This window comes from Bacillus cereus group sp. N31 (assembly GCF_016483245.1).
GTDB classification, from domain to species: domain Bacteria; phylum Bacillota; class Bacilli; order Bacillales; family Bacillaceae_G; genus Bacillus_A; species Bacillus_A toyonensis.
Window position 1 is genome coordinate 87347 of the sequence record NZ_JAEHCH010000021.1, and the last position, 20958, is coordinate 108304.

Here is a 20958-nt window from a genome sequence, read left to right on the forward strand (position 1 = left end):
GTTTTTTACATTTCTAGTATTCTGTATTGTTAATTTGAGATGCTGTTAGCGATAGAATACCGGATCTTCTCCAGCTATTTAAGTACAGCAAATGTAAGTTGTAACGAAGTTGAAGAACTGTGATATGGTATATCCAATAAATTCGTTATTATATATGTTAAGAGATGCGTTGCTCGAAAGTATTTGAGAAAAATAGGAAGATTTTCAACTATATTCATATTATAATATAGTTATCCTGCTATTTGTAGGAGAAGGATTCCCTATAAAGCACGGATTAAAGTTTTACTTTAACAATCTTTGGAGGTGTGCAATATTGCAATATGCATTTTCACGTATAAGACTACGTAGCTTTTTTGGATGGATGATGATAGGGTTGTTTCTTACGATGATTCCATTAGGTTTATCAAATGTTTCTGATAGCACGTTAGAGGTTATTTCACAAATAACTGTATTTTTTGTATTTCCGTTATTTTGGTTGTACGTAAAAGCAAATAAAAATAATGTTGTTTTTAAAAGTTTCTTTGATAAGCCAGGACGTTTACCGTGGGGACTCATTTTATTAGCAACGATAATGGGAATGATTTTTTCAGTCGGTATATCTCATATTCAATTTTACATATTAGCACATACGTTACCGAATTTCTTAGTTACCATGTTAGAAGATGGAACTGCTATTAATACGAGTAACATATATATGACGATATTTACTTTCATTTCAGCATGTGTATTAGCACCTATTATGGAAGAGATTATTTTTAGGGGATTCTTTTTACAGCGAATGGCTTATAAATGGGGAATTAAAAAAGCTGTAATTATATCTTCACTTATTTTTGGTTTAGGGCACTTTGATGTTATTGGTGCTTTCATGTTTGGTGTTGTTATGTGCCTTTTATACATAAAAACGAAAAATATATGGACGAATATTGCTGTGCATGCTCTTAATAATTTAATTGCGACAAGTATGCAATTTGTCGGTGGAGAAGAAGGTACTGCAATCTCAATTCCTGAATTACAAGCACAAAGTAATTTATGGATTGGTATCGGTCTTACAGTTGTTGGGTTACTTTGGTTAATTCCTTATGTTTGGAAACAATGGCGTACAGTAAAAGAAGTGGGTGTGCCACCAGTGCGCTTCATAAATGAAGAAAAGGTAGTGAATGCATCACAAGAAAATGAATTGTATAGTCAGGTGATCATAACAGATAGATTGATGGCTGTAGAACTACCAGATGAAGCGGTAAATAAGCTTCGGTTAGAAGAAAATGATTATGTAACAGTTTCTGTAGAAGAAGATAAAATCGTTATAAAAAAAGCACATGATAGATAATTAAAAAACATCTCTCCTGTATAAAAGGAGAGATATTTTTTAATTCGTAATAATTTCTACACGAAAATTATTACCGTTCTTTACATATTTAATATCTGTAACAGTGCGGACAGTTTTTAAAAGCTCCACTTTTTCACCAATTCGAGGGATCGTCGGAACATTGTCCCAAATACCAAGCAAGTCATCTAATTGTGCTGTTTTTTCATAAAACCAGATTTTCAATGTAAAGCCCCTTTCTCGAACTTTATGTATTTTAATACATAATATATTATTTTTATTCTTTTTGTAAGGGGTTTTTAGATTTTTTGTGAATAAAGTGAAACTTTAATGAGTTGGAGTTTTATTCATCCTCACCGATTATTAACCTTCACCAATTGGGCGTTTACGGGTAGCCAGACTCCCTATTAACTTTTTGGCTGCAACTGAATTTTGAGGTGGGAGTTTTACTGCCAACAAATAGCGTGATAAAAATAAATTAATTTTCTGGGAAGATATGCTCAATGTCTGGAGTAAGAGATACTTCTGATAATACGATATGAGAAACTGTCGTTGCATATGAAGAAACATCATTGATAAATTCTTCAAGTTCAACGAGTGAAGGAACAGAAATTTTTACAATGTAGCATAAGCTTCCTGTTACTCGGTAACAAAAACTTGCAGATGGATAAGATTGGATAAACTGTTGCATACGTGTTGTATCACCATTTTTTAAAGTGATTTCTAAAATACAATCTAAAACAAGTCCTGCTTTTTTATAATCAATATCGATTGTGTATTTTTGAATAATTCCTTCACTTTCAAGTTTACGAACACGTTCTGTAGTAGACGGAGCGGATAAGTTTACTCGCTTTGCTAATTCGCGCATGGAAAGGCGACTATCATTATATAATTCATTTAAAATCTTTCGATCAACACGGTCTAGTTGCATTTGTAAATATACCTCCAGCAAAATGATAATTTTTGTAAAGAAAAAATATGAATTAAGATTCATATGAAATGTAAAGTGAACTTCATTTATTTTACAATAAAATAGAAGGAAATAGGAGGGGAAATGATGGAGAGAATTTCATTATCAAATGTAGGAGATACAAAGTTTCAAAAGTTATTAGGCCATAATCCAGATATATTACATTCGTGGAGTACGTTAGAGGATACACTGTACAATAAAGGAACACTTTCAGCAGAGTTGAAGGAGCAAGTGAGAAGAACATTAGCGTATGGGAATGAATGTCCGTATTGCATGGCAAAGGGAAGACCTGATGATGTGCAAAAGGCAGAGGAGATTAGTGTAGCCGTTACTTTTGCGCATACATTTGTTCATGATCGAAAGGCGATAGATGATAATATGTTTCATGTATTAAAACAATATTGGACGGAAAAAGAAATTGTAGAACTTTGTGCTTATATTTGTTTTATTACTGCGTCGCAGCAATTTGGTTTTGTATTTCAACTACAACCAAATTAAGGAGAAAATGATGATTAATCAAATAGCACTTATCATAATTGATGTACAAAAGGCGTTTCAATTACCATACTGGGGGGAGAGAAATAATCTTTTTGCTGAAGAAAATATGAATAGTTTATTAGAAGAATGGAGAAGAAGGAAGCGACCAGTTTTTCATATTCAACATATAAATAAAGAAAATGTTCAGTCAATGTTTTATCAACAAGCAGAAACAGTAAACTTTAAAGAAGAAGTGAAACCACTGCGAGATGAAATAATTATCCAGAAATCCGTTAATAGCGCGTTCATTGGGACAAATTTAGAAGAACAATTAAGAGAGAAAAAATGTAATACGGTAGTGATTGTAGGATTAACAACAAATCATTGTGTGGAGACTACAACACGGATGGCAGGTAATTTAGGATTTACAACGTATTTAGTGAGCGATGCGACGGCTACATTCAATCGGAAAGGTCTGGACGGGGCAGAGTATAGTGCAGAGGACATTCACAATATGACACTTGTAAACTTACATGATGAATTTGCTAAAATCGTTACGACTGAAGATATCTTAAAATTATTTTAAGAAAATAATTACGGAATTATGTAGAAAAAAATAAGAATATTTCGTATAATCTAAGTATAATCATTTTGAAAATAGGGGTGGCATCATATGGAGCAAATTTCAGTAAAGAAAATAGAAAAAGTACTCGCTTTAGCAGGTGAGGATAAACAAAAGCAAAAGGAATTTTATGAATTGCTCTTATCAACGGAGTTTTATGTTGCTGGTTCACTTGAAGCAGAAGACGGGGCAACGGAAGGAACACTTCGTTTGCGTCATTTCCAAGGAGAGGGTAGATGGATCGTTCCGTTCTTTACACAATTGAAATTTGTAAAAGATGTGTTGCCAGAAGGTACACCCCTTATTACGATACGTGGAAAAGAATTATTTGGTGGCATTGAGAAGGATGCAACAGCTGTATTAAATGTTGGTACTGATATAAGTAAAACATTTATTCCGGAAGAAATTGCAGATATCGCATCTGGACGAATTTTTAATTATTATAAGTAAAAGGAAAAGCTTAATCGCTTTTCCTTTTTAATTTAAACATGGAGTGTTACGCCTGAAGAAATAGAGAGTGTTTTATTATTTGTATTTATTGTTGCTGTAGCTCCAAGGGGAATACCGATATTTGGATTTATATGTCCAATCGGTAAACCGAATAGGACAGGTATATCATATGGCATGAAATATTCATATAATATTGTTTGCAATGATTGAGATGGTTTAGAAGGGGTGCAATCATGACAACTTGAAAAAATAACGCCATTGCATTCATTAAACTTTCCAGATAAAAGTAGTTGATTTAACATACGATCGATGCGGTACGGTTCTTCCCCGATATCTTCAAGCAATAAAAGTGTATTGGCTGTACTTATTTCATAGGGTGAACCAATTACACTCGTTAAAACAGCTAAATTCCCTCCAACTAATGTACCGGTAGCTGTACAGGCTGAGCTAGGTACGATACATTCTGATGCAGATAAGATAGAAGAATACGGGTGGAAGAGCTGATTGAAAGAAGATAAAGAGAGAGAATCTATACCTTTGCCTACTTCTTCAATCATCGGACCATGAAACGTAACAAGCTTTGCATAACGTGAAAAAGCAGTATGTAAAGCTGTAATATCGCTGTATCCCCAAAAAATTTTTGGATTTTGTTGAATGATTTCATATTGAATGTGAGGGAGAAGACGAGCGCTTCCGTAACCACCTCGTGCACAGAAAATTGCTTTTACTTCATTATTTGTAAAGGCTTCATGTATATCATCAAGACGAACTTGGTCACTTCCAGCTAAATACCCATACTTTTCATAAATACTCTTCCCAATTATTACGGATAATCCCATCTCTTGTAATACATTTACACCTTTTAATACACTTTCAATTGTAGGTGGACCAGACGGTGCAATAATCATTACTGTATCACCATGTTTTAACGCATTTGGATAAATCATTGTTTTCAGCCTCCTTCTCTTTCAATATATTCGCTTCATATGAAGTTCAAACCTTGTAAAAGAAGGGGAAAGCTTGTCAAATAAAGAAGATATAAGGGGGATAGGAGGGGAAATGATGTTCACAAGTCGAGTAATAGACATATTGCAAATTAAGTATCCCATCATTCAAGCAGGTATGGCGGGTGCTATTACAACGCCAGAACTTGTTGCAGCTGTAAGTAATAGCGGAGGATTAGGAACGCTTGGAGCAGGCTATATGAGCCCAGAACAAATTCGTAAAGCGATTTATAAAATAAGGGAACTAACAAATAAGCCTTTCGGTGTTAATTTACTGTTAACGAAAGAGGTGCAGATAGAAAAAGAGAAGATAAATGAGGCGAAAGTCTTACTTAATGGAGTGAATAGAGAGTTAGGTATTGAGGAAGAGGATGTAGTAAATCTTCCAAAAAGTTATAAAGAACAATTACAAGTGTTAGTAGAAGAAAAGGTACCGGTCGTTAGCTTTGCATTCCAAACGTTAGAACAAGAAGAAATAGATGAATTAAAAAGAAGAGGAATAAAAGTCATCGGAACAGCGACTCATGTAGCAGAAGCGAGAGCACTTGCCGAGCTAGGAGTAGATATTATCGCCGGGCAAGGTAGCGAAGCAGGAGGTCATAGAGGAACGTTTATTGGGAAAGAACAAGATGCAATGATTGGTACGTTTGCGTTAATTCCGCAGTTAGTAGTGGCAGTTCCGCATATCCCAATTGTTGCAGCAGGTGGTGTAATGAACGGACAAGGGCTTGTTGCGGCATTTGCGTTAGGGGCAGAAGCTGTTCAAATGGGATCAGCTTTTTTAACGAGTGAAGAAAGTATTACACATGACGTATATAAAGAGGCTGTATTAAAAAGTACAGATACGAGTACAATTGTAACTCGTGCGTTTTCCGGGAAATATGCACGGGGTATTCGTAATGAATTTATAGAGAGACACGAAGGAAAAGAAGAAGGGCTTCCGATGTATCCAGTGCAAAACGTATTAACTTCTAAAATACGCCAAGAAGCAGCGACGCAAAACAAGGGAGAATATATGTCACTTTGGGCGGGACAAGCATCGGCATTAGCAAGAATTGAGCCAGCTCAGCACGTAGTGGAGCGGGTCGTGAAAGAAGCAGAGGATGTAATGGAACAATTACAAAATGTATATAGAAAAAGACCACTTGAATAGTTCAAGCGGTCTTTTCATTAGTTTGCTTTATAAAATTGTTGGATGGCTTCGTCGATGTAAACCCAGCCTTTCCAACCTAAGTGCATATGATCTTTTAAGAAGTATTTATCATATTCATGGTTTGAGAAGTCGGCAATTGGATAACCAGCTTTCTCAATTTGCTCATGAACTTTCTTATAGTACGCTTCGCGGCGTTCTTTCGGGAATCCAGCGTAATCGTACCAAGGACCTTTTACAGGAACAGAAATGAAGAGTGGTTTTGCACCAGATTGTTTTAATAAATCAAGTACAAGTTGTAAGTCTTCATACTCTGGTGATTGGTCATAAGCATCATTTTTTAAGTAGCCTTCACGCTGCTTTAATTTCTTCTTAATTTTGCTATTGAAGTAATCGTCTTCAATACCGTATTCATTAGACCCTGATTCTGCTGCACCTGTTTGATCCGCATGTTTACGAGCTTCATCCCAGTTCATTTGTTTTAATGAAGGGTCAAGTTTTTCTTTATGCGGTTTAATATCAAACATTGCTGTAAATAAATCTTTACGATCTAAAATGTTACGATACACATAAGCGAAAGGCTTAGCAGCAAGTGCTTTTACTTTATGCTTTGTATCATCATAAGCGATACCTTCAAGCGAAACTTTAAGTAAAGTTTCTTTCTTAACGATCTCAAAGTTTAATAAACGCTTTGCAATTTGTTTTTTCATTTCAGGCTTTAAGTCATCATTGAAAAGGAAATGATAGCCTTGTTGTTTTGAAAAGTTAGGTGCAAAGTGTGTTTCATCAATACCTTGTGGCACAAACCATTGCGGAGAAAGAACGAATATCATTTTCTTGTCTTTCAATTGATCCATTGTAGATGCAAAGTTTAATACGTGTACAAGGTCTTGTGTTCCTCCGCGTCCAAGAAGGAATGGTGTGAACCCTTCAGGCTTTACTTTGAAATAATTTGATGGATGGAAAGCATCCATACGTGCGAATTCCGATGAACCGTACATCGGAAGATATTTCGGATCTGCTAACATCTTTTGCTGTAAAATCATACTTTGAATCTTTTCTTCTTTCAAAGAAGTTGCAGCTTGTTCTACTTTTTCATCACTTAAAAATGGAAGTAGGAAGCGCGTCGGAATAAGTAAGAATACAGCAAAAAGGGCCAATGCTAAAAGCATCGGACCAAATTTTGCTTTGTTCATCGGATTTCTTCCAACTTCTTAATAACCATGTTTGGTGTAGCCCACTCGTCACGGTCAAAATCAGAAATAGAAACTTCAATATCTAAACGCTCTTGGAATTCAACTAATAAAGATACTACAGCGAAAGAATCAAGAATACCTTCTTCAAATAATTGAACATCTAAGTTTTCTTTCACAATATCGTTCTCACATACTTCTTCTAAAATATCTAATACTTGCTCTTTGAATTCTGCCATTTTTAAAATCTCCTTTATATCCGAATATATTATATGTGCAACTTCTTAATAGAATAAGAAGGGTGCATTAAAAGTATCTGTTAAGGTGTCCAGAGAAAATAAGGAAACCGAAACATACAACGTGGAACGTAATTACAATCGCAAGGACGTGTGTAAATTTATTGTTGGGCCAAAACTTATGCTTCTTGTTTTTTCGTTCGAAAATATCGAATAGAATAAACAGTGCGGCATGATATAGACCATAAATAACATACTGCGCAACAGCGCTTCCTTGGATGTGCCAAATTCCCATAATGAAGAAGTTTAAAAATGCACCGATATACGAAATAGTGTAACGGTTCTTAATTAACTTTTTCTTCGTTGCAAAAAAGACGAAACGCATGTAAATAAAGTCACGGAACCAGAATGATAAACTCATGTGCCAGCGGTTCCAGAAGTCTTTAATGTTACGACTAAGGAATGGCTTATTAAAGTTTTCTGGCGTTTTAATTCCCATCATGTAACTGATACCAATTACGAACGCACTATAACCTGCAAAGTCAAAGAATAATTGCATGCTAGTAGCGTACATGAAAATCGCATTAGATAAAAGTGTATCTTGATTGGCGAATACTGCCTTTACAAGATATGTTGTTATCAAGTGCGCGATTATAAATTTATACAGAAAACCTTGGAAAATACGGTTAAGCCCTGTATATAGTAACTTTTGATATTCCTCAGCACTAGGTGGCTTTTGGATATCTTTTTGGAATCTACGGTAACGATCGATAGGTCCACTTGAAATCGCAGGGAAGAATAAAACAAACTCCCAGAAATTAAAGAAGGAAAGTTCTTTAATTAAATTATCACGAACTTCAAAGACCATTTGTACAGCTCTAAATGTTACGTAAGACATACCTGCGAAAACAATAAAATGTAATTCAGGTACAAATGGTGCGATTTTTGCCAAAATAAGTGGCAAAATCGATAAAATAACAGCTATACAAAACATGAATGTACTATTATTTTGTTTTCTTAAAATTAAATAGCCTTTAATAAGGGCATATTGCCAAATAATAAATGCGGCTAACATAATCGCTTGCTTCGGTTTATCCGAGAAGATAATAGCAATCATGACTAATGTTAAAACGGCATTATATTTACGCAACATTTTACCTTTTAATCCAGCTATGATAGTAGGTATTAATAAAATGCCCACTATAGCGAAAAAATAAAATGATCCATATGCGGTCATGCTGTAACCTCACTCAATAATTTTTTGCGATCTACCTTTCCATTTGGTGTCATTGGAATAGAAGATTGATACATGAATTTACGTGGAATCATGTAGTTTGGTAATCGCTCATTGAGTTCTTTTTTAATTGCAGATGTTAATTTGAATTCTTTTTCAAACGAATGTTCTCCAGGAACAACAACCGCTAATAAATAATCGTATTTCTCACCTTTTTTAATCGGAACAATAACTGCTCCTTCTACGTAAGAACACGCACGAAGATGATGCTCAATTTCTTCTAATTCCATTCGATAACCATGAAGCTTAATTTGGAAATCAAGACGACCATTATAGAATAGAAGACCATTTTCTACATAGCCAGCATCGCCTGTTTTATAGGCGCGCTCACCGTCAATCATAGTAAATGCTTTTTCTGTTAATTCAGGGCTTCCTAAATATCCAACGCTTACACTTGGACCGACAATTACGATTTCACCTTTTTCACCATCAGGTGCAATTGTACCATCTTCTTTCATAATAAGAAGGCGACAGTCTGATTTACAGTAGCCAACTGGAAGTGATTTGTATTGATCAAGCACTTCTTCTGTAACGTGAATACCTGTTACAGCAACAGTAGCTTCTGTTGGACCGTACGTATTCATAATCGTTGCTTTCGGGAAACGCTCAATTAGTTTTCTAGCCACTTCATTTGGTAACACTTCACCGCAGAATAAGAATGTTTTCATGTTTGGTAGCATACTCTCAGAGAAAGATGCTTCCATTAAACACATTTCAGCGAAAGATGGTGTTGAAGTCCATACTTGAGTATCCGATTGCTCTAAAGAAGCAAACAAGTCTTTTGGACGTGCAATCATATCTTTATCGATTGCCCAAAGTGTACCGCCTGTTACTAATGATGGGTAAATATCCATTACAGATAAATCGAATGAGAAAGGTGCTTGGTTTAAGAATACTTGCCCTGTTTGTAAGTTGAAATCTTCTACAGCCCATTTTGTAAAGCTAACAAGGCAGTTATAAGTAATCTGAACCCCTTTCGGATTACCTGTACTTCCTGATGTGTAAATAATGTAGAAGTTCTCATCACCTTTTACCGCATGTTCAGGATTTGGAATGTTCCCTTTATGAGTAAAGAAAATATCTTTTAAGTTGTCTTCACTTACGATGCGAACTGGTAAATCAGTTACAGTTACTTCTGCAGCTGATAAAAGTAATTTCGCACCAGAATTTTCAGCGATACGTTGTACGCGATCAGCTGGGATAGATAAATCTACAGGAATGTAAGCATGTCCAGCTTTTACACACCCTAAAAAGTTTATAATCATTTCAGGTTGCATATGGCCATACACCATAATTGGTGAACGATCATCTGGATATTCAGAAGAAATCCAATGTGCTAACGCATCAGAATCTTCCTTTAATTGTTTGTACGTAATTTTCGCATCTCGCCAAACAAAAGCGGTTTGATCAGGCGTTTCTGCAGCCCACTTTTCAATTTGTTCTAATAACTTCATAACGTTCCCACCCTAGAATTCATTGTAAATAAATGTACTTGTGTTTGTATCATGGAATCCATACAACCAAAGTAATGCAAATAAAATTGCAAGATAATAAACCGTCTTTGCAACCCATTGTGTGAGTGGTCGAGACCATATCTCTTTTAATCTTTCCATGTCTTTCCCTCTCTTAATGAAATAATAGCTCTTTGTAGGTATCATGTCCTACATTATTGTGAAAAAAACAAAATTCCACATTTTAGGTAAAAATAAGACAAAAGGCTCTTTTCTGATATTAGCACTAAATACTAAAAAAGAAAATCCCTAACTTAGCAATTATATTACATTCGGCATGAATTTGTAATGGGTTTGACATGTAAATAGAAAGTGGATTGTATGAATACATAAAAGTGGATTGTGAGAAGGCGTGAAAAATATAATATTTGTTTTTTCATGCAATCAACAAAGGCTGAGTAAACTTTAAATTTCTAGCTCTTTTTTAAAAGGAGGAAATTATCATGAATAGAGTGTGGAAGAGTCTTATTTCAGAAGAAAATATTATGAAATGGAGACGGCATTTTCATAAGTATCCGGAATTATCGTTTCATGAAAAAGAAACTTCGCAATTTATATATGATACGTTATGTTCATTTTCTTCTTTTGAAGTAACAAGGCCAACGAAATACAGTGTTTTAGCAATTAAAAGGGGTGTGGAACAAGGTAAAGTAGTTGCGATTCGAGCTGATATTGATGCTTTACCAATTCAAGAGGAGACGAGTAAATCTTATACATCTGTTCATAAAGGAAGGATGCATGCGTGTGGGCATGATGCACATGCGGCTATTTTGTTAAGTACAGCAGAGGCGCTGTCAAATATGAAGGAAGAATTTGTAGGGGAAATTCGTCTATTCTTTCAGCATGCAGAAGAGGTATATCCTGGTGGTGCTAGGGAAATGGTTGAGGCGGGTGTGATGGACGGTGTTGATTATGTAATAGGTTTACATGTTATGTCTGGATTGGAAAGCGGGAAGATAGGAATTGTATATGGGCCGATGATGGCAGCGCCAGACGTATTTACAGTTGAAATTCACGGTAAAGGAGGGCATGCAGCGCGGCCAGAAGAAACGATAGACCCTATTGCTATTGGAGCGCAGATTATTACAAATTTACAACATATCGTATCAAGAAATACAAGTGCTTTTATGCAGAGGGTAGTTTCAGTTACGCAATTTCATGGGGGAAAGGCTGACAATATTATTCCCAATACGGCAACTTTAATGGGAACTGTGCGTTCTTTTAATCAAACGTTAAGATTGGAAGCAGAAGAGAAAATTGAACAAATCGTGAAAGGAATTACAAAAGCACATGGAGGGGATTACACATATACGTATCGTTACGGATATGATCCTGTTATTAATAATGAATATATTACAAAAGTGGTAGAAGAAAGCGCACTACATTTGTTCGGGAATGAGCGTGTTGTGAAGCTTGAACCTTCTATGGGGGGAGAAGATTTTTCAGCATATTTAAGAAAAGCACCGGGTTGCTTCATTAAATTGGGGACGAGGAATCAAGAGGATAATACTTGTTATCCGCACCATCATCCAAAATTTGATGTAGATGAATCAGCTTTAATTTATGGAGTGGAATTATTTTTAGAGGCGGCCATAAGACTACTAAAATCATAGGTGCATATAAAAAAAGGCAACTGCGCTCTATCGCAGTTGCTTTTATTTCTTTCCGTCAGAGAGGGCTGAGAAAGAACTATGCTCATTTATAGTATATGAATAGCTAACGGACAAGCTTGTACATTTTAATCATTTTTTTTAAAATAGTTATTGACTTTGATAATCAATTTCAATTAATCTAATGTTACAGTTGAAATTGATAATTATTATCAATAGAATGGATGCGACATGTTAATGAGAAAAAAATATCACCTTCTGCGAAGGGGATTAAAAAATAAAAATAAAGATGTTGATCAGCATATGGAATGGCAACGAAATGTAATTCGTTCTGAATATGTAGATGAGAAGAATAAAATGCAAACAGAAAAAGCGATACATAGTAAAGGGAGAGATTCAGTTGAGTAAGCTAGTAATGATTTATGCAAGTATGAGTGGAAATACAGAGGAAATGGCAGATCATATTGCAGGCGCCATTCGTGAAACAGAGAATGAGATTGAAGTTATTGATATTATGGATTCACCAGAAGCTTCTATATTAGAACAGTATGATGGTATTATTTTAGGCGCTTACACTTGGGGAGACGGGGATCTTCCAGACGACTTCTTAGATTTTTATGATGCAATGGATTCTATTGATTTAACTGGTAAAAAAGCAGCGGTATTCGGTTCTTGTGATTCGGCTTATCCAAAATACGGAGTAGCGGTTGATATTTTAATAGAAAAGCTGCAGGAACGCGGAGCAGCAGTTGTGTTAGAAGGACTAAAAGTAGAATTAACGCCAGAAGATGAAGATGTAGAAAAATGTTTACAGTTTGGAGCTGAATTCGTAAAACACCTTTCTTAATGGCAGAAGGGAGATGAAGAGCAATTGCATGAGAAAATCGCAATAAAAACGATGACAGATTATCATTTGTATGATTTTATGCGTTGTCCACATAAATTTTATTTCCGTCATATAAAAAGAAGAGAACCTTCTTCATTTGAATGGCAACAAATAGCACAAATGATTGTGAATCAAATTATTAATGAGTATTACACGCTACCTGCGAGCCAACAAACGAAAATTGTACTTTTAATATTAATAGAAAAGTATTGGAAAAAGGTAAGGATTAGTATGTTTGCTTCGAAGACGGAGTACTATGTTGTATTAGCAAAGCTAACTGATCACTTATTACAGTTTGTTGAAAGAGATGATAGTCAGACGCCACCATTGTTTTTGTATGAGAAGTTTCAAACATATATGGAAGAGTTAGGTGTCCACATGTCATTGACATTTGAAGTTGGTGAGTGGAGTACAGAGTCATTTGTAATTAAAAAATATGTTATTGATGCGGATGAGGAAATGCTAGCTCTTTGTCAGAAGTTAATGACAGTATTCAGTTATAAAGCTTTCGGCATTCTTCCAGGGAAAATTGAAATTATTAATTTAATAGAAGGAACTAAGTATGAATACATTCCGAAACAGGAAGATATTATAACTGGAATGGATGATTTATTTAGAATGAAAGAAATGTTACAGCAACCTGAGCACTATACAGAGCGTCATTTTCGTTCAGAGTGTACGAGTTGTGCTTTTCGTAGTGAATGCCAGGGGGAAGAAGTAAAGGAAGAAGCGAAGCAGAAGGAAAATATCGTACATTAAAGGATGCAAATTTGCATCCTTTTTGTTATTGACATGAAAAGCTTTTCATCATTTACGGTATATTTGTAGCAGATTTTAATGCGGGCTAATAATCAGTGGGGGATGCCCCCGCTGATTAAAGTTTCACTTTATAAGAGGAGGAATAATCAATGAAAGATGAAACGAAAGTATTTCAATGGTTAAAAGAACAAAATGCTCCTTTTGGAATTCAACTGCAAATTTTACAGGCATTTCAATTGTACAAAGTTATTGTTGAAATGGATAAAAAGTTAATGATGTATGAGGAGAAAGAATATAGGGAGAGAATTTAATCTCGTCCCTGTAATATCGCTTTTGGTTTGTTTTGGTCATATAAAGAGGCGGTTTTCGCTACCTTTAAATCGATAGATCAGTACGAGTTAAATAAGGAATTAAAGAATAAAAGTATAGAAACTTTAACTCATAAAGAAATGAAACAAGTAGGAGAGCACTTTGTGACAGCGCAATTATCAGTGTTTGAGTTTCATAATAAAGAAGATGTGAAGCGAAAAGGCGAAGAGATATTTGTAAGTAGGGGATATGAACAATTAATACAAAATTATTATCCAAATCGTTTTCGAGATTTAGAGTATAAATTTACAAACGAGGAGATACGTGAAGTGACGGATGAGAGTTTTCTCTATCATGCTGTAGCGTATGTTGCGGGTACTGAAAATGGTAAGAGAAGTGAAATGAAAGTAAATTATGACGTGAAAGTTGTAAAGGTTAATAATATATTTAGGGTGCTCGAACAAAAGCAGTACGTACAATAAAGTGAAACTTTAATCAGTAAGGTGTTCACTCTTACTGTCCACAAATAGCGGGATAAAAAGCCCCCTCGAGGAGTAGAGGGGGTTAAAGATTTTCATTTTGTTGACCAAGTTCTTTTTGAGCAATGTATACATTTCCTTGCTCCACTTGTTTCTGTGTATAAACAGAATCGCCTGCATATCCTTTTTCCGTTTTCACAGTTCTTTTTGAGTGATTTGAATCTTGTTTCTTCATATAATATGTCACCTTTCCTTAAAAATAGACGAAAATAATGAGTACGAGTAATACAGCAGCGAAAATGGTAATGCCCATTAAAAACGAAGCGTTTTTATATTTAGGTGGTTTATGTATATCTTGCTGGTATCCAGGTGAGATTTCAGGGGCGAATTCTTCATCGAATGATTGATCTTTTTCTTTTTCGTCCATATGTATCCACCTTTCTTTTTCATTATGTTATACGTTACAAGAAAAAATATGCATAAAGAAAACAGCCGCTCTAGCGTTAGCGGCTGTTTTGTGTTGTATATTTTCTTTGAACTTGGAAGAGACGGATTAGAAGGAAGCTAGCACCAAATGCTAGACCGATAATAAGACCAATCCAATATCCTTTTGCTGCCCAGTCGGTATATGTTGCTAATATGTAACCGAGAGGGAGACCTATTACCCAATAAGCGACTAATGTCATAATTAAGGCAACATTTACGTCTTTGTAACCACGTAGTGCTCCTTGTACAGGAGTTGCAATTGCATCTGAAATTTGAAATAAAATCGCAAATATAAGGAACTCTTTTGCTAAATGGTGAACATTTGCATCTGTCGTATAAATAGATGCAATTCCATCATCAAAGAAATAAAGAAGAATCGAATAGAAAAGAGCGAAAGCAAGGGCTAATCCAATGCCGATAAATCCATATTGTTTTGCGTTATCATATCGTTTTGCTCCAACTTCAAATCCAACTGCTATCGTCATTGCCATTGCTAAACTTAAAGGAGTCATATATAACAAGGAAGCGAAGTTCATAGCTGCTTGATGCGCTGCAATTGTTGTCGTACTAAAGTTACTCATCATTAGTGTAACTGCAGCGAAAATACTCGTTTCAAAAAAGATAGCAAATCCGATAGGAACACCAAGTTTTAAAAATGATTTCCAACTCGAAAGAGAAGGACGATATAACTGTTTAAAAATATTAAAAGATGCGAATGGCTCTTTCGTACGAATAATAATGACGGTAATAATTAAAATGCACCAATAGGTTGCTGCAGAAGCAATTGCTGCACCGACACCACCGAGTTTAGGGAAACCAAAGTTCCCAAAAATTAATACATAATTTAATACTACGTTAATCGGTAATGATAGTAATGTAATGATCATCGTTGTTCGAGTTTTTCCTAATGCATCAATAAATCCACGCAAAACAGTATAAGTAAATAATGGGATAACTCCAATCGCGATAATACTTAAAAATTGTGCTGCAATACGTTCAACAGGTTCTTCTAATCGCATGCCATTTAAAATAGGTGGAACAACGAAGAAGCCAATAAGGATAACAACGAAACTAGCGCAAACTGCTAAATAAACTGCTTGTATGACAACGTGAGGAACATCCTCTTTTTTCTTGGATCCAATGAGTTGGGCAACAATAGGAGTAGTAGCCATTAAAACCCCTGTTAATCCTGTACTAACTGGGAGCCATATACTCGTTCCGATAGCCACACCTGCTAAATCAATTGGACTGGCATGTCCGGACATTGTCGTATCAAAAAAGCTCATTGCAAATAATGACATTTGGGTTACGAAAATCGGGAAGAATAGTAATACAAAGTGTTTTAGCTTTTGTGAGAATGAAGTAGTTTCTTTCATAAAATCCCCTTTCCGATAAAAAAACAATCCTTCCTATCATACAATTTAATCAAAAAATAAAAAAGAAATACGCACCAGTATATATATAAGCAATAAAAAAAGGATGCACATTGAAAAGGGATAAGGTATTATGATAAGGTGTGAAAAAATTACATATTCGTTATTAAGGAGGCACTACTCGTGGCTGATTGGTTAATTGGAATAATCATGGGTGCTGTTGAAGGTTTAACAGAATTTTTACCAGTTTCATCAACAGGACATATGATTTTAACAGGTCATTTACTTGGATTTGACGACGAGAGAGCGAAAGTTTTCGAAGTTGTTATTCAATTGGGATCGATTTTAGCAGTTGTTGTTATATTTTGGAAGCGTTTATGGTCTTTAGTTGGCATAGGTAAAGTAACAGACGGACCGTCGTTGAATTTATTACATATTATTATTGGGATGATTCCTGCTGGCATACTTGGCGTATTATTCCATAGTACAATTAAAAAAGTTTTATTTGGTCCAGGACCAGTTGTCATTAGTTTAATAGCTGGTGGTATTTTAATGATTGTTGCTGAGAAGTTTTCAAAACCAAGTACAGCAAGAACGTTAGATGAAATCACATATAAACAAGCATTTACAATTGGAATGTTCCAATGTTTAGCGCTTTGGCCAGGGTTCTCTCGTTCTGGATCAACAATAAGTGGTGGTTTATTAGCTCGCGTGTCTCATACAGCGGCAGCTGAATATACGTTCATTTTAGCAGTTCCAATGATGGTAGCTGCAAGTGGTTTAGATTTAATTAAAAGCTGGGATATATTAAGTACAGCTGATATACCGTTATTTGCAACAGGATTTATTACAGCATTTGTTGTTGCGATGCTTGCAATTGTTTCATTCTTAAAATTATTAGCACGTGTAAAACTAACACCGTTTGCTTACTATCGTTTCATTTTAGCTGCGGTATTCTATTTCTTCTTCATTATGTAAGAAGAAATCACCAGAAATACTCTATAGATTAGACGCTTGAAAAAGTCTACTCTATAGGGTATTTCTTTTATAGCAGGAGAAAATAAAGTTTTTACTCTCATTTACTTGTATTTCACTATGTAAAATATGACATAATGATTTTGTTACATTAATATAGAGAAAATTTATAGGGTATTTGAGAGGAGCAGTTTAGTGAGTTTTGTAATAGAGATAGTAATTCCGGCACCAATTGATGTTGTGTTTGATTATGTACATAATGACGAGAAAATACTAGAATGGAGTACCTTTATGGTAGAAAATAGGTATCCTTCAAATATAGATGTTGAAAAACCTCGTGAAGGTGATAAATATATATCTGTGCAAAAAATGGGGAAGAAAATATATGAATTTGAGGCGGAAATTTTAGAGTATGATGAACCGTATATCGTATCAGTTGGATGTGAAATGAAACAAGGTTATACTGCTGCAACTTATATGTTAGAAGAGGATGAAGAAGGTACATCGCTTACTTTAATCGTAGAATTTGAACCGAAGAACTTTATATATAAGATTATGTACAAGTTGACTGGATGGATGACGCGTGCGGTATATATGGGTGAGATGGAGCGTTTAGCAGAGTGCGTAGATGTTGCATATTCTCAGAAAAAAAGATTATGATTTTGCAAAAAAACTGCCGATTTCGGCAGTTTTTTTATTTTACTATTTTTTCAATCATACTTTCCATTACATGTTCCCAAAGAGAAGTATCATCAGCTAATGTAGCACGGAAATTAGCATACATTTCTTTCTGTTTTTCTTCGAATGTTGGATCTTCTTTTTCAGGCAATGTAGCGCGCATTGAAGTTACTAATTCTTGTACTTTTGGAGCGCGTGGTCCAAAGACAGCTTGTTCATTTCCGTCTTTATCAATGAAAATAAAGATTGGAATTGCACGTGCTGTTCCATTTGTTAAGTATTGATCCATTAATTCTAAGTTTTCATCACGAATTAATAAGCTCATATCAATATTTGCAACTTCAGAAATTCGTTTCATAACAGGTACGCATAAAAGAGCGTCTCCGCACCAGTCGGCTGTTAATACGATAACACGCCAGCCATCATTTTGGCGTTCTTCTAAAACTGGGAGTAATTCATTTGGAATTAAAAAGTTATTGTAAATATGTAATAGCGCATATTGGTTTACTTTCATTTCATTTACATATGTATCAAAGGACATACCTTTATCAGCCCATTGTTGTAAGTTCATAATTAACACCTCTTTAGTATGATTTGCTTTTATTGTACCAATTTTTATATAGAAAAGCTTGTATTCTTACTCTTTCTTATCACTAAATAATATATTTAGTGTGTAAAGGAATAGTGCGACACATAGTTCAGCTATGTTGGACATTTGTACGCTCTCTATCCAGTCGTCGGCAGTATGAATGACGAACCAATCTAGTGTAATTTCAATAATGGAGAGAAGAGCAATTGAGAGCCAATTTGGCATACTTGTCATCATTGGCTGTAGGAGCGATTTAAAGAAAATGAATATAAAATATGTAATACCATCTAATAAAAGAATAAGTAAAAAAAAGAGTAGTATAGCTGTTCGTGATGAGTATTCTATACCCGTAATTTGAAAGATTCCTACATATACAAAAAATATAAATGTAAAAAATGTAATGAGAATAAAAACAACAAAACTAATAACGATAGTCCTATCTTTTAGACTGAGATTAGAAAATTTGTCTTCCTCACTCACTACCTCAACTCCTTTTTCTGGAAAATCAAGTTCATTGTATCACGAAATGCATATTAAAAAACTACGAATTATGGGAAAATAAGGTGACAAAAAGTAAGATTTCATGTAAAATTATTAATAAGGTTTTTATTTAACTAAATGAAATAAAAGGGGCTGTCAAAGTTGTCTCAAAATAGAGAACAATTAATGGAAGAACTATCGACAAATGTTTTTGCGATGTTTCGCACGTTGCGTAATGACATTGGAAAAATATTTGGTGGTTACATACCGTGGAATGAGTTCATCGTCCTTAGAATATTGAATCGTACAAATAAAGAAATGGTATCACGTGTCGCTAATGAGTTAAATGTGTCGAATAGTCATATTACAGCTGTTACAGAAAAATTAATTAATAAAGGTTTCGTAACCCGTTCACGTTCTACATCAGATCGCCGAGTTGTATATTTAGAGATTACAGAACAAGGGAAAGATTTAGTTGCGAAAATGGAAGAGGCGAAAAAACGATACTTACAAGAAAGATTTTCCGCACTTTCAGAAGATGAAATGAATGTAATGATTTCTATTTCCCAAAAACTTATTTAATTAATTACAAACGAGAAAACGTTTACCTAGTGGAAAAGAAGACCTTCCTTATATGTGGAAGGTCTTCTTTCTTGTGTAATAGCTTATAAAAATAAAATGTGTATGAAAAAAGATAGATCGCCATACTACTAATAATGGAAGGAGGGAGAAATATGACGAATCGTAATGGTAGTAAAGGAAGCGCGAATCAAGGTTCACCAAAATCAGGAAAGTTTAATCAGGAATTTAGTACTGAATTTGAAACTGGTAACGATAATAAAGGGAAAGAATATCGTTCAAAAAAAGGAAGTAAATCAAAAAAGGAGTGAATCATTTCACTCCTTTTTTGATTTAAGATGCTGCCGATTGATCTGTATTATATTTTTCTTCTGATTTTGCGACAATCATTGCGCAAATTGCATCACCGGAAATATTTACAGCTGTTCTAGACATATCTAGGATGCGATCAATACCGATAATTAAAGCAATACCTTCTACTGGTCCGAAATGTTTAAAGAAACGAATAATACTTTCTTTTGCTAATATCTTTAATAAGCCGCCATATATGAAGACACCGTGAATAATGAGTACTAACATAACGACTATCATATACTTGAACATCGCAGCGACGCCTGCAAGCCCCATTTTACCAACGGATGAAGCAAGCAAACCAAATGTTCCAATTGGGGCTAATTTCATAACGAGATTAACAAGATACATCATTAATTCGTTGCCCTGTTCAAGTAATGAATGGATACCTTGAACTCGTTTTCCTAAAACAGCTAAACCGAGTCCGATTAATGCAGCAAAGGCAATAATTTGTAACATGTTACCATCAGCCATCGCTTTAGCTGGATTATCTGGCACAATATTCAGCAATGTATCGACGAAAGATGTTTCAGTTTTTGCACCTTCATACGTAAGCCCGTCTGTTTTAAAGTTACCGCCAGTTCCTGGTTTGATGATAAGTGCAAATGTCACTGCAATAGAGATAGCAACTGCTGTTGTTACGAGAAAGAATGAAATTGATTTTAAACCGATTCTTCCAAGTTGTTTCGGATCTCCAAGACCAGCAGCCCCTAGTACGATGGAAATGAATACAACAGGAACAACTAGCATTTTAATGAGTCGAATAAACAGTTGGCCAATTGGGTTAAACACATATTGATTTAAAAGTTCAAAAATAGATGGTGCAGCTAAATTTAAAGTGAGTCCAACAATTAGACCAAGAAACAATGCAAGTAAGATCGCTTTTGTTTGCTTCAATAAAATCCCCCCTTGTTTTTGTACAATTACTTCCTAAATGAATTGTACCGAAAAAATCCCTGTTTTGACAATATTTTCTGAATATTTCGCAAGGCTTTATTTGTTTTTATATGAATAGTCTGATTTTCCTGTAGTTTATAGAAAGAATAAATTTTAGAAAATAAAATAGACCATCACATAGGATGGTCAAAGGAAGGGAACAATTTATGTCAATTTAATTAGGGATGGAAGCTATTCAAAGACACTGGGGAATGTCTTAAATTAGGGAGGAACAGC

At 34.9% G+C, this 20958-nt stretch carries 29 protein-coding genes; 15 read left to right on the forward strand and 14 right to left on the reverse strand.

All coding sequences use genetic code 11. The annotated features are described in order from the left end of the window. Nucleotides 1-313 precede the first annotated feature (313 nt). Nucleotides 314-1327 carry a CPBP family intramembrane glutamic endopeptidase gene (locus tag JDS81_RS22195; RefSeq protein ID WP_097954201.1) on the forward strand — a complete coding sequence of 338 codons (1014 nt, stop codon included), beginning with the start codon at nucleotides 314-316 and terminating at the stop codon, nucleotides 1325-1327. 39 nt (nucleotides 1328-1366) lie between these two features. On the opposite strand, the gene JDS81_RS22200 is transcribed toward JDS81_RS22195, so the two are convergent. Continuing rightward, complete coding sequence (locus tag JDS81_RS22200) at nucleotides 1367-1549, reverse strand: DUF3913 family protein (protein WP_000707110.1); 183 nt, start codon at nucleotides 1547-1549, stop codon at nucleotides 1367-1369. A 253-nt stretch (nucleotides 1550-1802) separates the two neighbouring features. Then, nucleotides 1803-2255, reverse strand: a complete 453-nt coding sequence (locus tag JDS81_RS22205) for an Lrp/AsnC family transcriptional regulator (protein WP_001175506.1) — start codon at nucleotides 2253-2255, stop codon at nucleotides 1803-1805. 126 nt (nucleotides 2256-2381) lie between these two features. Between JDS81_RS22205 and JDS81_RS22210 the strand changes: the two genes are divergently transcribed. From JDS81_RS22210 to JDS81_RS22220, 3 genes are all read left to right on the forward strand, one after another. Beyond that, on the forward strand, nucleotides 2382-2792 hold the full coding sequence (locus tag JDS81_RS22210) for a carboxymuconolactone decarboxylase family protein (RefSeq protein WP_000439731.1): 411 nt from the start codon (nucleotides 2382-2384) through the stop codon (nucleotides 2790-2792). Nucleotides 2793-2802: 10 nt separating this feature from the next. Next, a complete protein-coding gene (locus JDS81_RS22215) occupies nucleotides 2803-3357 on the forward strand; it encodes a cysteine hydrolase family protein (protein ID WP_142312453.1) in 555 nt (184 codons plus the stop codon). An 87-nt stretch (nucleotides 3358-3444) separates the two neighbouring features. Then, complete coding sequence (locus tag JDS81_RS22220; protein ID WP_000435258.1) at nucleotides 3445-3843, forward strand: SseB family protein; 399 nt, start codon at nucleotides 3445-3447, stop codon at nucleotides 3841-3843. Between the two features lie 32 nt (nucleotides 3844-3875). Here the strand turns inward: JDS81_RS22220 and JDS81_RS22225 are convergent, their stop codons facing one another. Further along, nucleotides 3876-4790, reverse strand: coding sequence for a S66 peptidase family protein (locus tag JDS81_RS22225; protein ID WP_002042940.1), 915 nt, complete (start codon nucleotides 4788-4790; stop codon nucleotides 3876-3878). Between the two features lie 115 nt (nucleotides 4791-4905). On the opposite strand from JDS81_RS22225, the gene JDS81_RS22230 reads away from it, so the two are divergent. Beyond that, nucleotides 4906-6000: an NAD(P)H-dependent flavin oxidoreductase gene (locus tag JDS81_RS22230; RefSeq protein WP_097954199.1), complete on the forward strand. Its 1095-nt coding sequence runs from the start codon at nucleotides 4906-4908 to the stop codon at nucleotides 5998-6000. A 17-nt stretch (nucleotides 6001-6017) separates the two neighbouring features. On the opposite strand, the gene dltD is transcribed toward JDS81_RS22230, so the two are convergent. The 5 genes from dltD to JDS81_RS22255 form a co-directional block, all read right to left on the reverse strand. Beyond that, nucleotides 6018-7193: a D-alanyl-lipoteichoic acid biosynthesis protein DltD gene (gene dltD, locus JDS81_RS22235; protein ID WP_097954198.1), complete on the reverse strand. Its 1176-nt coding sequence runs from the start codon at nucleotides 7191-7193 to the stop codon at nucleotides 6018-6020. Continuing rightward, a complete protein-coding gene (gene dltC, locus JDS81_RS22240) occupies nucleotides 7190-7429 on the reverse strand; it encodes a D-alanine--poly(phosphoribitol) ligase subunit DltC (protein WP_000807310.1) in 240 nt (79 codons plus the stop codon). Before dltC ends, dltD begins: the two co-directional genes overlap by 4 nt. Before the next feature lie 67 nt (nucleotides 7430-7496). Next, nucleotides 7497-8663, reverse strand: coding sequence for a D-alanyl-lipoteichoic acid biosynthesis protein DltB (gene dltB / locus JDS81_RS22245; RefSeq protein ID WP_000127922.1), 1167 nt, complete (start codon nucleotides 8661-8663; stop codon nucleotides 7497-7499). Continuing rightward, complete coding sequence (dltA, locus tag JDS81_RS22250) at nucleotides 8660-10174, reverse strand: D-alanine--poly(phosphoribitol) ligase subunit DltA (RefSeq protein WP_000770500.1); 1515 nt, start codon at nucleotides 10172-10174, stop codon at nucleotides 8660-8662. Before dltA ends, dltB begins: the two co-directional genes overlap by 4 nt. A gap of 12 nt (nucleotides 10175-10186) precedes the next feature. Beyond that, complete coding sequence (locus tag JDS81_RS22255; protein WP_000440293.1) at nucleotides 10187-10333, reverse strand: teichoic acid D-Ala incorporation-associated protein DltX; 147 nt, start codon at nucleotides 10331-10333, stop codon at nucleotides 10187-10189. A gap of 341 nt (nucleotides 10334-10674) precedes the next feature. On the opposite strand from JDS81_RS22255, the gene JDS81_RS22260 reads away from it, so the two are divergent. From JDS81_RS22260 to JDS81_RS22285, 6 genes are all read left to right on the forward strand, one after another. Further along, nucleotides 10675-11844 (forward strand): M20 metallopeptidase family protein, encoded by a 1170-nt coding sequence (locus tag JDS81_RS22260; protein ID WP_001082805.1) that lies wholly within the window; start codon nucleotides 10675-10677, stop codon nucleotides 11842-11844. 234 nt (nucleotides 11845-12078) lie between these two features. Then, nucleotides 12079-12249: a hypothetical protein gene (locus tag JDS81_RS22265; RefSeq protein ID WP_001228174.1), complete on the forward strand. Its 171-nt coding sequence runs from the start codon at nucleotides 12079-12081 to the stop codon at nucleotides 12247-12249. Next, nucleotides 12242-12688: a flavodoxin gene (locus JDS81_RS22270; protein ID WP_000041162.1), complete on the forward strand. Its 447-nt coding sequence runs from the start codon at nucleotides 12242-12244 to the stop codon at nucleotides 12686-12688. The genes JDS81_RS22265 and JDS81_RS22270 overlap by 8 nt, the downstream gene beginning before the upstream one ends. A 24-nt stretch (nucleotides 12689-12712) precedes the next feature. After that, entirely contained in the window at nucleotides 12713-13486 is a 774-nt protein-coding gene (locus JDS81_RS22275; RefSeq protein ID WP_097954197.1) for a hypothetical protein, read from the forward strand. A 149-nt stretch (nucleotides 13487-13635) separates the two neighbouring features. Then, on the forward strand, nucleotides 13636-13797 hold the full coding sequence (locus tag JDS81_RS22280; protein ID WP_000651091.1) for a hypothetical protein: 162 nt from the start codon (nucleotides 13636-13638) through the stop codon (nucleotides 13795-13797). A gap of 15 nt (nucleotides 13798-13812) precedes the next feature. Next, nucleotides 13813-14277: a biotin transporter BioY gene (locus JDS81_RS22285; RefSeq protein ID WP_097954196.1), complete on the forward strand. Its 465-nt coding sequence runs from the start codon at nucleotides 13813-13815 to the stop codon at nucleotides 14275-14277. A gap of 82 nt (nucleotides 14278-14359) precedes the next feature. On the opposite strand, the gene JDS81_RS22290 is transcribed toward JDS81_RS22285, so the two are convergent. The 3 genes from JDS81_RS22290 to JDS81_RS22300 all read right to left on the reverse strand — a co-directional run bounded on the left by JDS81_RS22290 (nucleotide 14360) and on the right by JDS81_RS22300 (nucleotide 16136). Beyond that, the gene (locus JDS81_RS22290; protein WP_000743729.1) at nucleotides 14360-14509 is read right to left on the reverse strand and encodes a hypothetical protein; all 150 of its coding nucleotides are present in this window, start codon (nucleotides 14507-14509) and stop codon (nucleotides 14360-14362) included. 18 nt (nucleotides 14510-14527) lie between these two features. Beyond that, nucleotides 14528-14701, reverse strand: coding sequence for a hypothetical protein (locus JDS81_RS22295; RefSeq protein WP_000343554.1), 174 nt, complete (start codon nucleotides 14699-14701; stop codon nucleotides 14528-14530). A 76-nt stretch (nucleotides 14702-14777) separates the two neighbouring features. Further along, nucleotides 14778-16136 carry an MATE family efflux transporter gene (locus JDS81_RS22300; RefSeq protein WP_087949122.1) on the reverse strand — a complete coding sequence of 453 codons (1359 nt, stop codon included), beginning with the start codon at nucleotides 16134-16136 and terminating at the stop codon, nucleotides 14778-14780. Between the two features lie 180 nt (nucleotides 16137-16316). Between JDS81_RS22300 and uppP the strand changes: the two genes are divergently transcribed. Both uppP and JDS81_RS22310 read left to right on the forward strand, forming a co-directional pair. Next, the gene (gene uppP / locus JDS81_RS22305) at nucleotides 16317-17111 is read left to right on the forward strand and encodes a bacitracin resistance undecaprenyl-diphosphatase (RefSeq protein WP_000796244.1); all 795 of its coding nucleotides are present in this window, start codon (nucleotides 16317-16319) and stop codon (nucleotides 17109-17111) included. A 192-nt stretch (nucleotides 17112-17303) separates the two neighbouring features. Next, entirely contained in the window at nucleotides 17304-17768 is a 465-nt protein-coding gene (locus JDS81_RS22310; RefSeq protein ID WP_097954195.1) for an SRPBCC family protein, read from the forward strand. Nucleotides 17769-17802: 34 nt separating this feature from the next. Here JDS81_RS22310 and JDS81_RS22315 read toward each other — a convergent pair whose 3' ends face one another. Both JDS81_RS22315 and JDS81_RS22320 read right to left on the reverse strand, forming a co-directional pair. Beyond that, nucleotides 17803-18390 (reverse strand): thioredoxin family protein, encoded by a 588-nt coding sequence (locus JDS81_RS22315; protein ID WP_142316334.1) that lies wholly within the window; start codon nucleotides 18388-18390, stop codon nucleotides 17803-17805. A gap of 33 nt (nucleotides 18391-18423) precedes the next feature. Beyond that, nucleotides 18424-18855: a regulatory YrvL family protein gene (locus tag JDS81_RS22320; RefSeq protein WP_001287956.1), complete on the reverse strand. Its 432-nt coding sequence runs from the start codon at nucleotides 18853-18855 to the stop codon at nucleotides 18424-18426. 162 nt (nucleotides 18856-19017) lie between these two features. Here JDS81_RS22320 and JDS81_RS22325 point away from each other — a divergent pair, with 162 nt between their 5' ends. Together JDS81_RS22325 and JDS81_RS22330 are read left to right on the forward strand one after the other, a co-directional pair. Continuing rightward, complete coding sequence (locus tag JDS81_RS22325; RefSeq protein WP_000081437.1) at nucleotides 19018-19437, forward strand: MarR family winged helix-turn-helix transcriptional regulator; 420 nt, start codon at nucleotides 19018-19020, stop codon at nucleotides 19435-19437. A gap of 152 nt (nucleotides 19438-19589) precedes the next feature. Beyond that, nucleotides 19590-19745, forward strand: a complete 156-nt coding sequence (locus JDS81_RS22330) for a hypothetical protein (protein WP_000184925.1) — start codon at nucleotides 19590-19592, stop codon at nucleotides 19743-19745. 22 nt (nucleotides 19746-19767) lie between these two features. On the opposite strand, the gene JDS81_RS22335 is transcribed toward JDS81_RS22330, so the two are convergent. Continuing rightward, nucleotides 19768-20682 (reverse strand): dicarboxylate/amino acid:cation symporter, encoded by a 915-nt coding sequence (locus JDS81_RS22335; protein WP_097954193.1) that lies wholly within the window; start codon nucleotides 20680-20682, stop codon nucleotides 19768-19770. Between the last annotated feature and the right edge of the window lie 276 nt (nucleotides 20683-20958).

Bases quoted from the DNA above. Each gene is read 5' to 3' on its own strand.
- JDS81_RS22215 (WP_142312453.1), top strand. From the start codon at position 2,803: ATGATTAATCAAATAGCACTTATCATAATTGATGTACAAAAGGCGTTT.
- JDS81_RS22210 (WP_000439731.1), top strand. From the start codon at position 2,382: ATGGAGAGAATTTCATTATCAAATGTAGGAGATACAAAGTTTCAAAAG.
- JDS81_RS22255 (WP_000440293.1), bottom strand. From the start codon at position 10,333: ATGGAAAGATTAAAAGAGATATGGTCTCGACCACTCACACAATGGGTT.
- JDS81_RS22280 (WP_000651091.1), top strand. From the start codon at position 13,636: ATGAAAGATGAAACGAAAGTATTTCAATGGTTAAAAGAACAAAATGCT.
- JDS81_RS22225 (WP_002042940.1), bottom strand. From the start codon at position 4,790: ATGATTTATCCAAATGCGTTAAAACATGGTGATACAGTAATGATTATT.
- dltB (WP_000127922.1), bottom strand. From the start codon at position 8,663: ATGACCGCATATGGATCATTTTATTTTTTCGCTATAGTGGGCATTTTA.
- JDS81_RS22295 (WP_000343554.1), bottom strand. From the start codon at position 14,701: ATGGACGAAAAAGAAAAAGATCAATCATTCGATGAAGAATTCGCCCCT.
- JDS81_RS22205 (WP_001175506.1), bottom strand. From the start codon at position 2,255: ATGCAACTAGACCGTGTTGATCGAAAGATTTTAAATGAATTATATAAT.
- dltC (WP_000807310.1), bottom strand. From the start codon at position 7,429: ATGGCAGAATTCAAAGAGCAAGTATTAGATATTTTAGAAGAAGTATGT.
- JDS81_RS22330 (WP_000184925.1), top strand. From the start codon at position 19,590: ATGACGAATCGTAATGGTAGTAAAGGAAGCGCGAATCAAGGTTCACCA.
- JDS81_RS22220 (WP_000435258.1), top strand. From the start codon at position 3,445: ATGGAGCAAATTTCAGTAAAGAAAATAGAAAAAGTACTCGCTTTAGCA.
- dltD (WP_097954198.1), bottom strand. From the start codon at position 7,193: ATGAACAAAGCAAAATTTGGTCCGATGCTTTTAGCATTGGCCCTTTTT.
- dltA (WP_000770500.1), bottom strand. From the start codon at position 10,174: ATGAAGTTATTAGAACAAATTGAAAAGTGGGCTGCAGAAACGCCTGAT.
- JDS81_RS22260 (WP_001082805.1), top strand. From the start codon at position 10,675: ATGAATAGAGTGTGGAAGAGTCTTATTTCAGAAGAAAATATTATGAAA.
- JDS81_RS22230 (WP_097954199.1), top strand. From the start codon at position 4,906: ATGTTCACAAGTCGAGTAATAGACATATTGCAAATTAAGTATCCCATC.
- JDS81_RS22300 (WP_087949122.1), bottom strand. From the start codon at position 16,136: ATGAAAGAAACTACTTCATTCTCACAAAAGCTAAAACACTTTGTATTA.
- JDS81_RS22265 (WP_001228174.1), top strand. From the start codon at position 12,079: ATGAGAAAAAAATATCACCTTCTGCGAAGGGGATTAAAAAATAAAAAT.
- JDS81_RS22290 (WP_000743729.1), bottom strand. From the start codon at position 14,509: ATGAAGAAACAAGATTCAAATCACTCAAAAAGAACTGTGAAAACGGAA.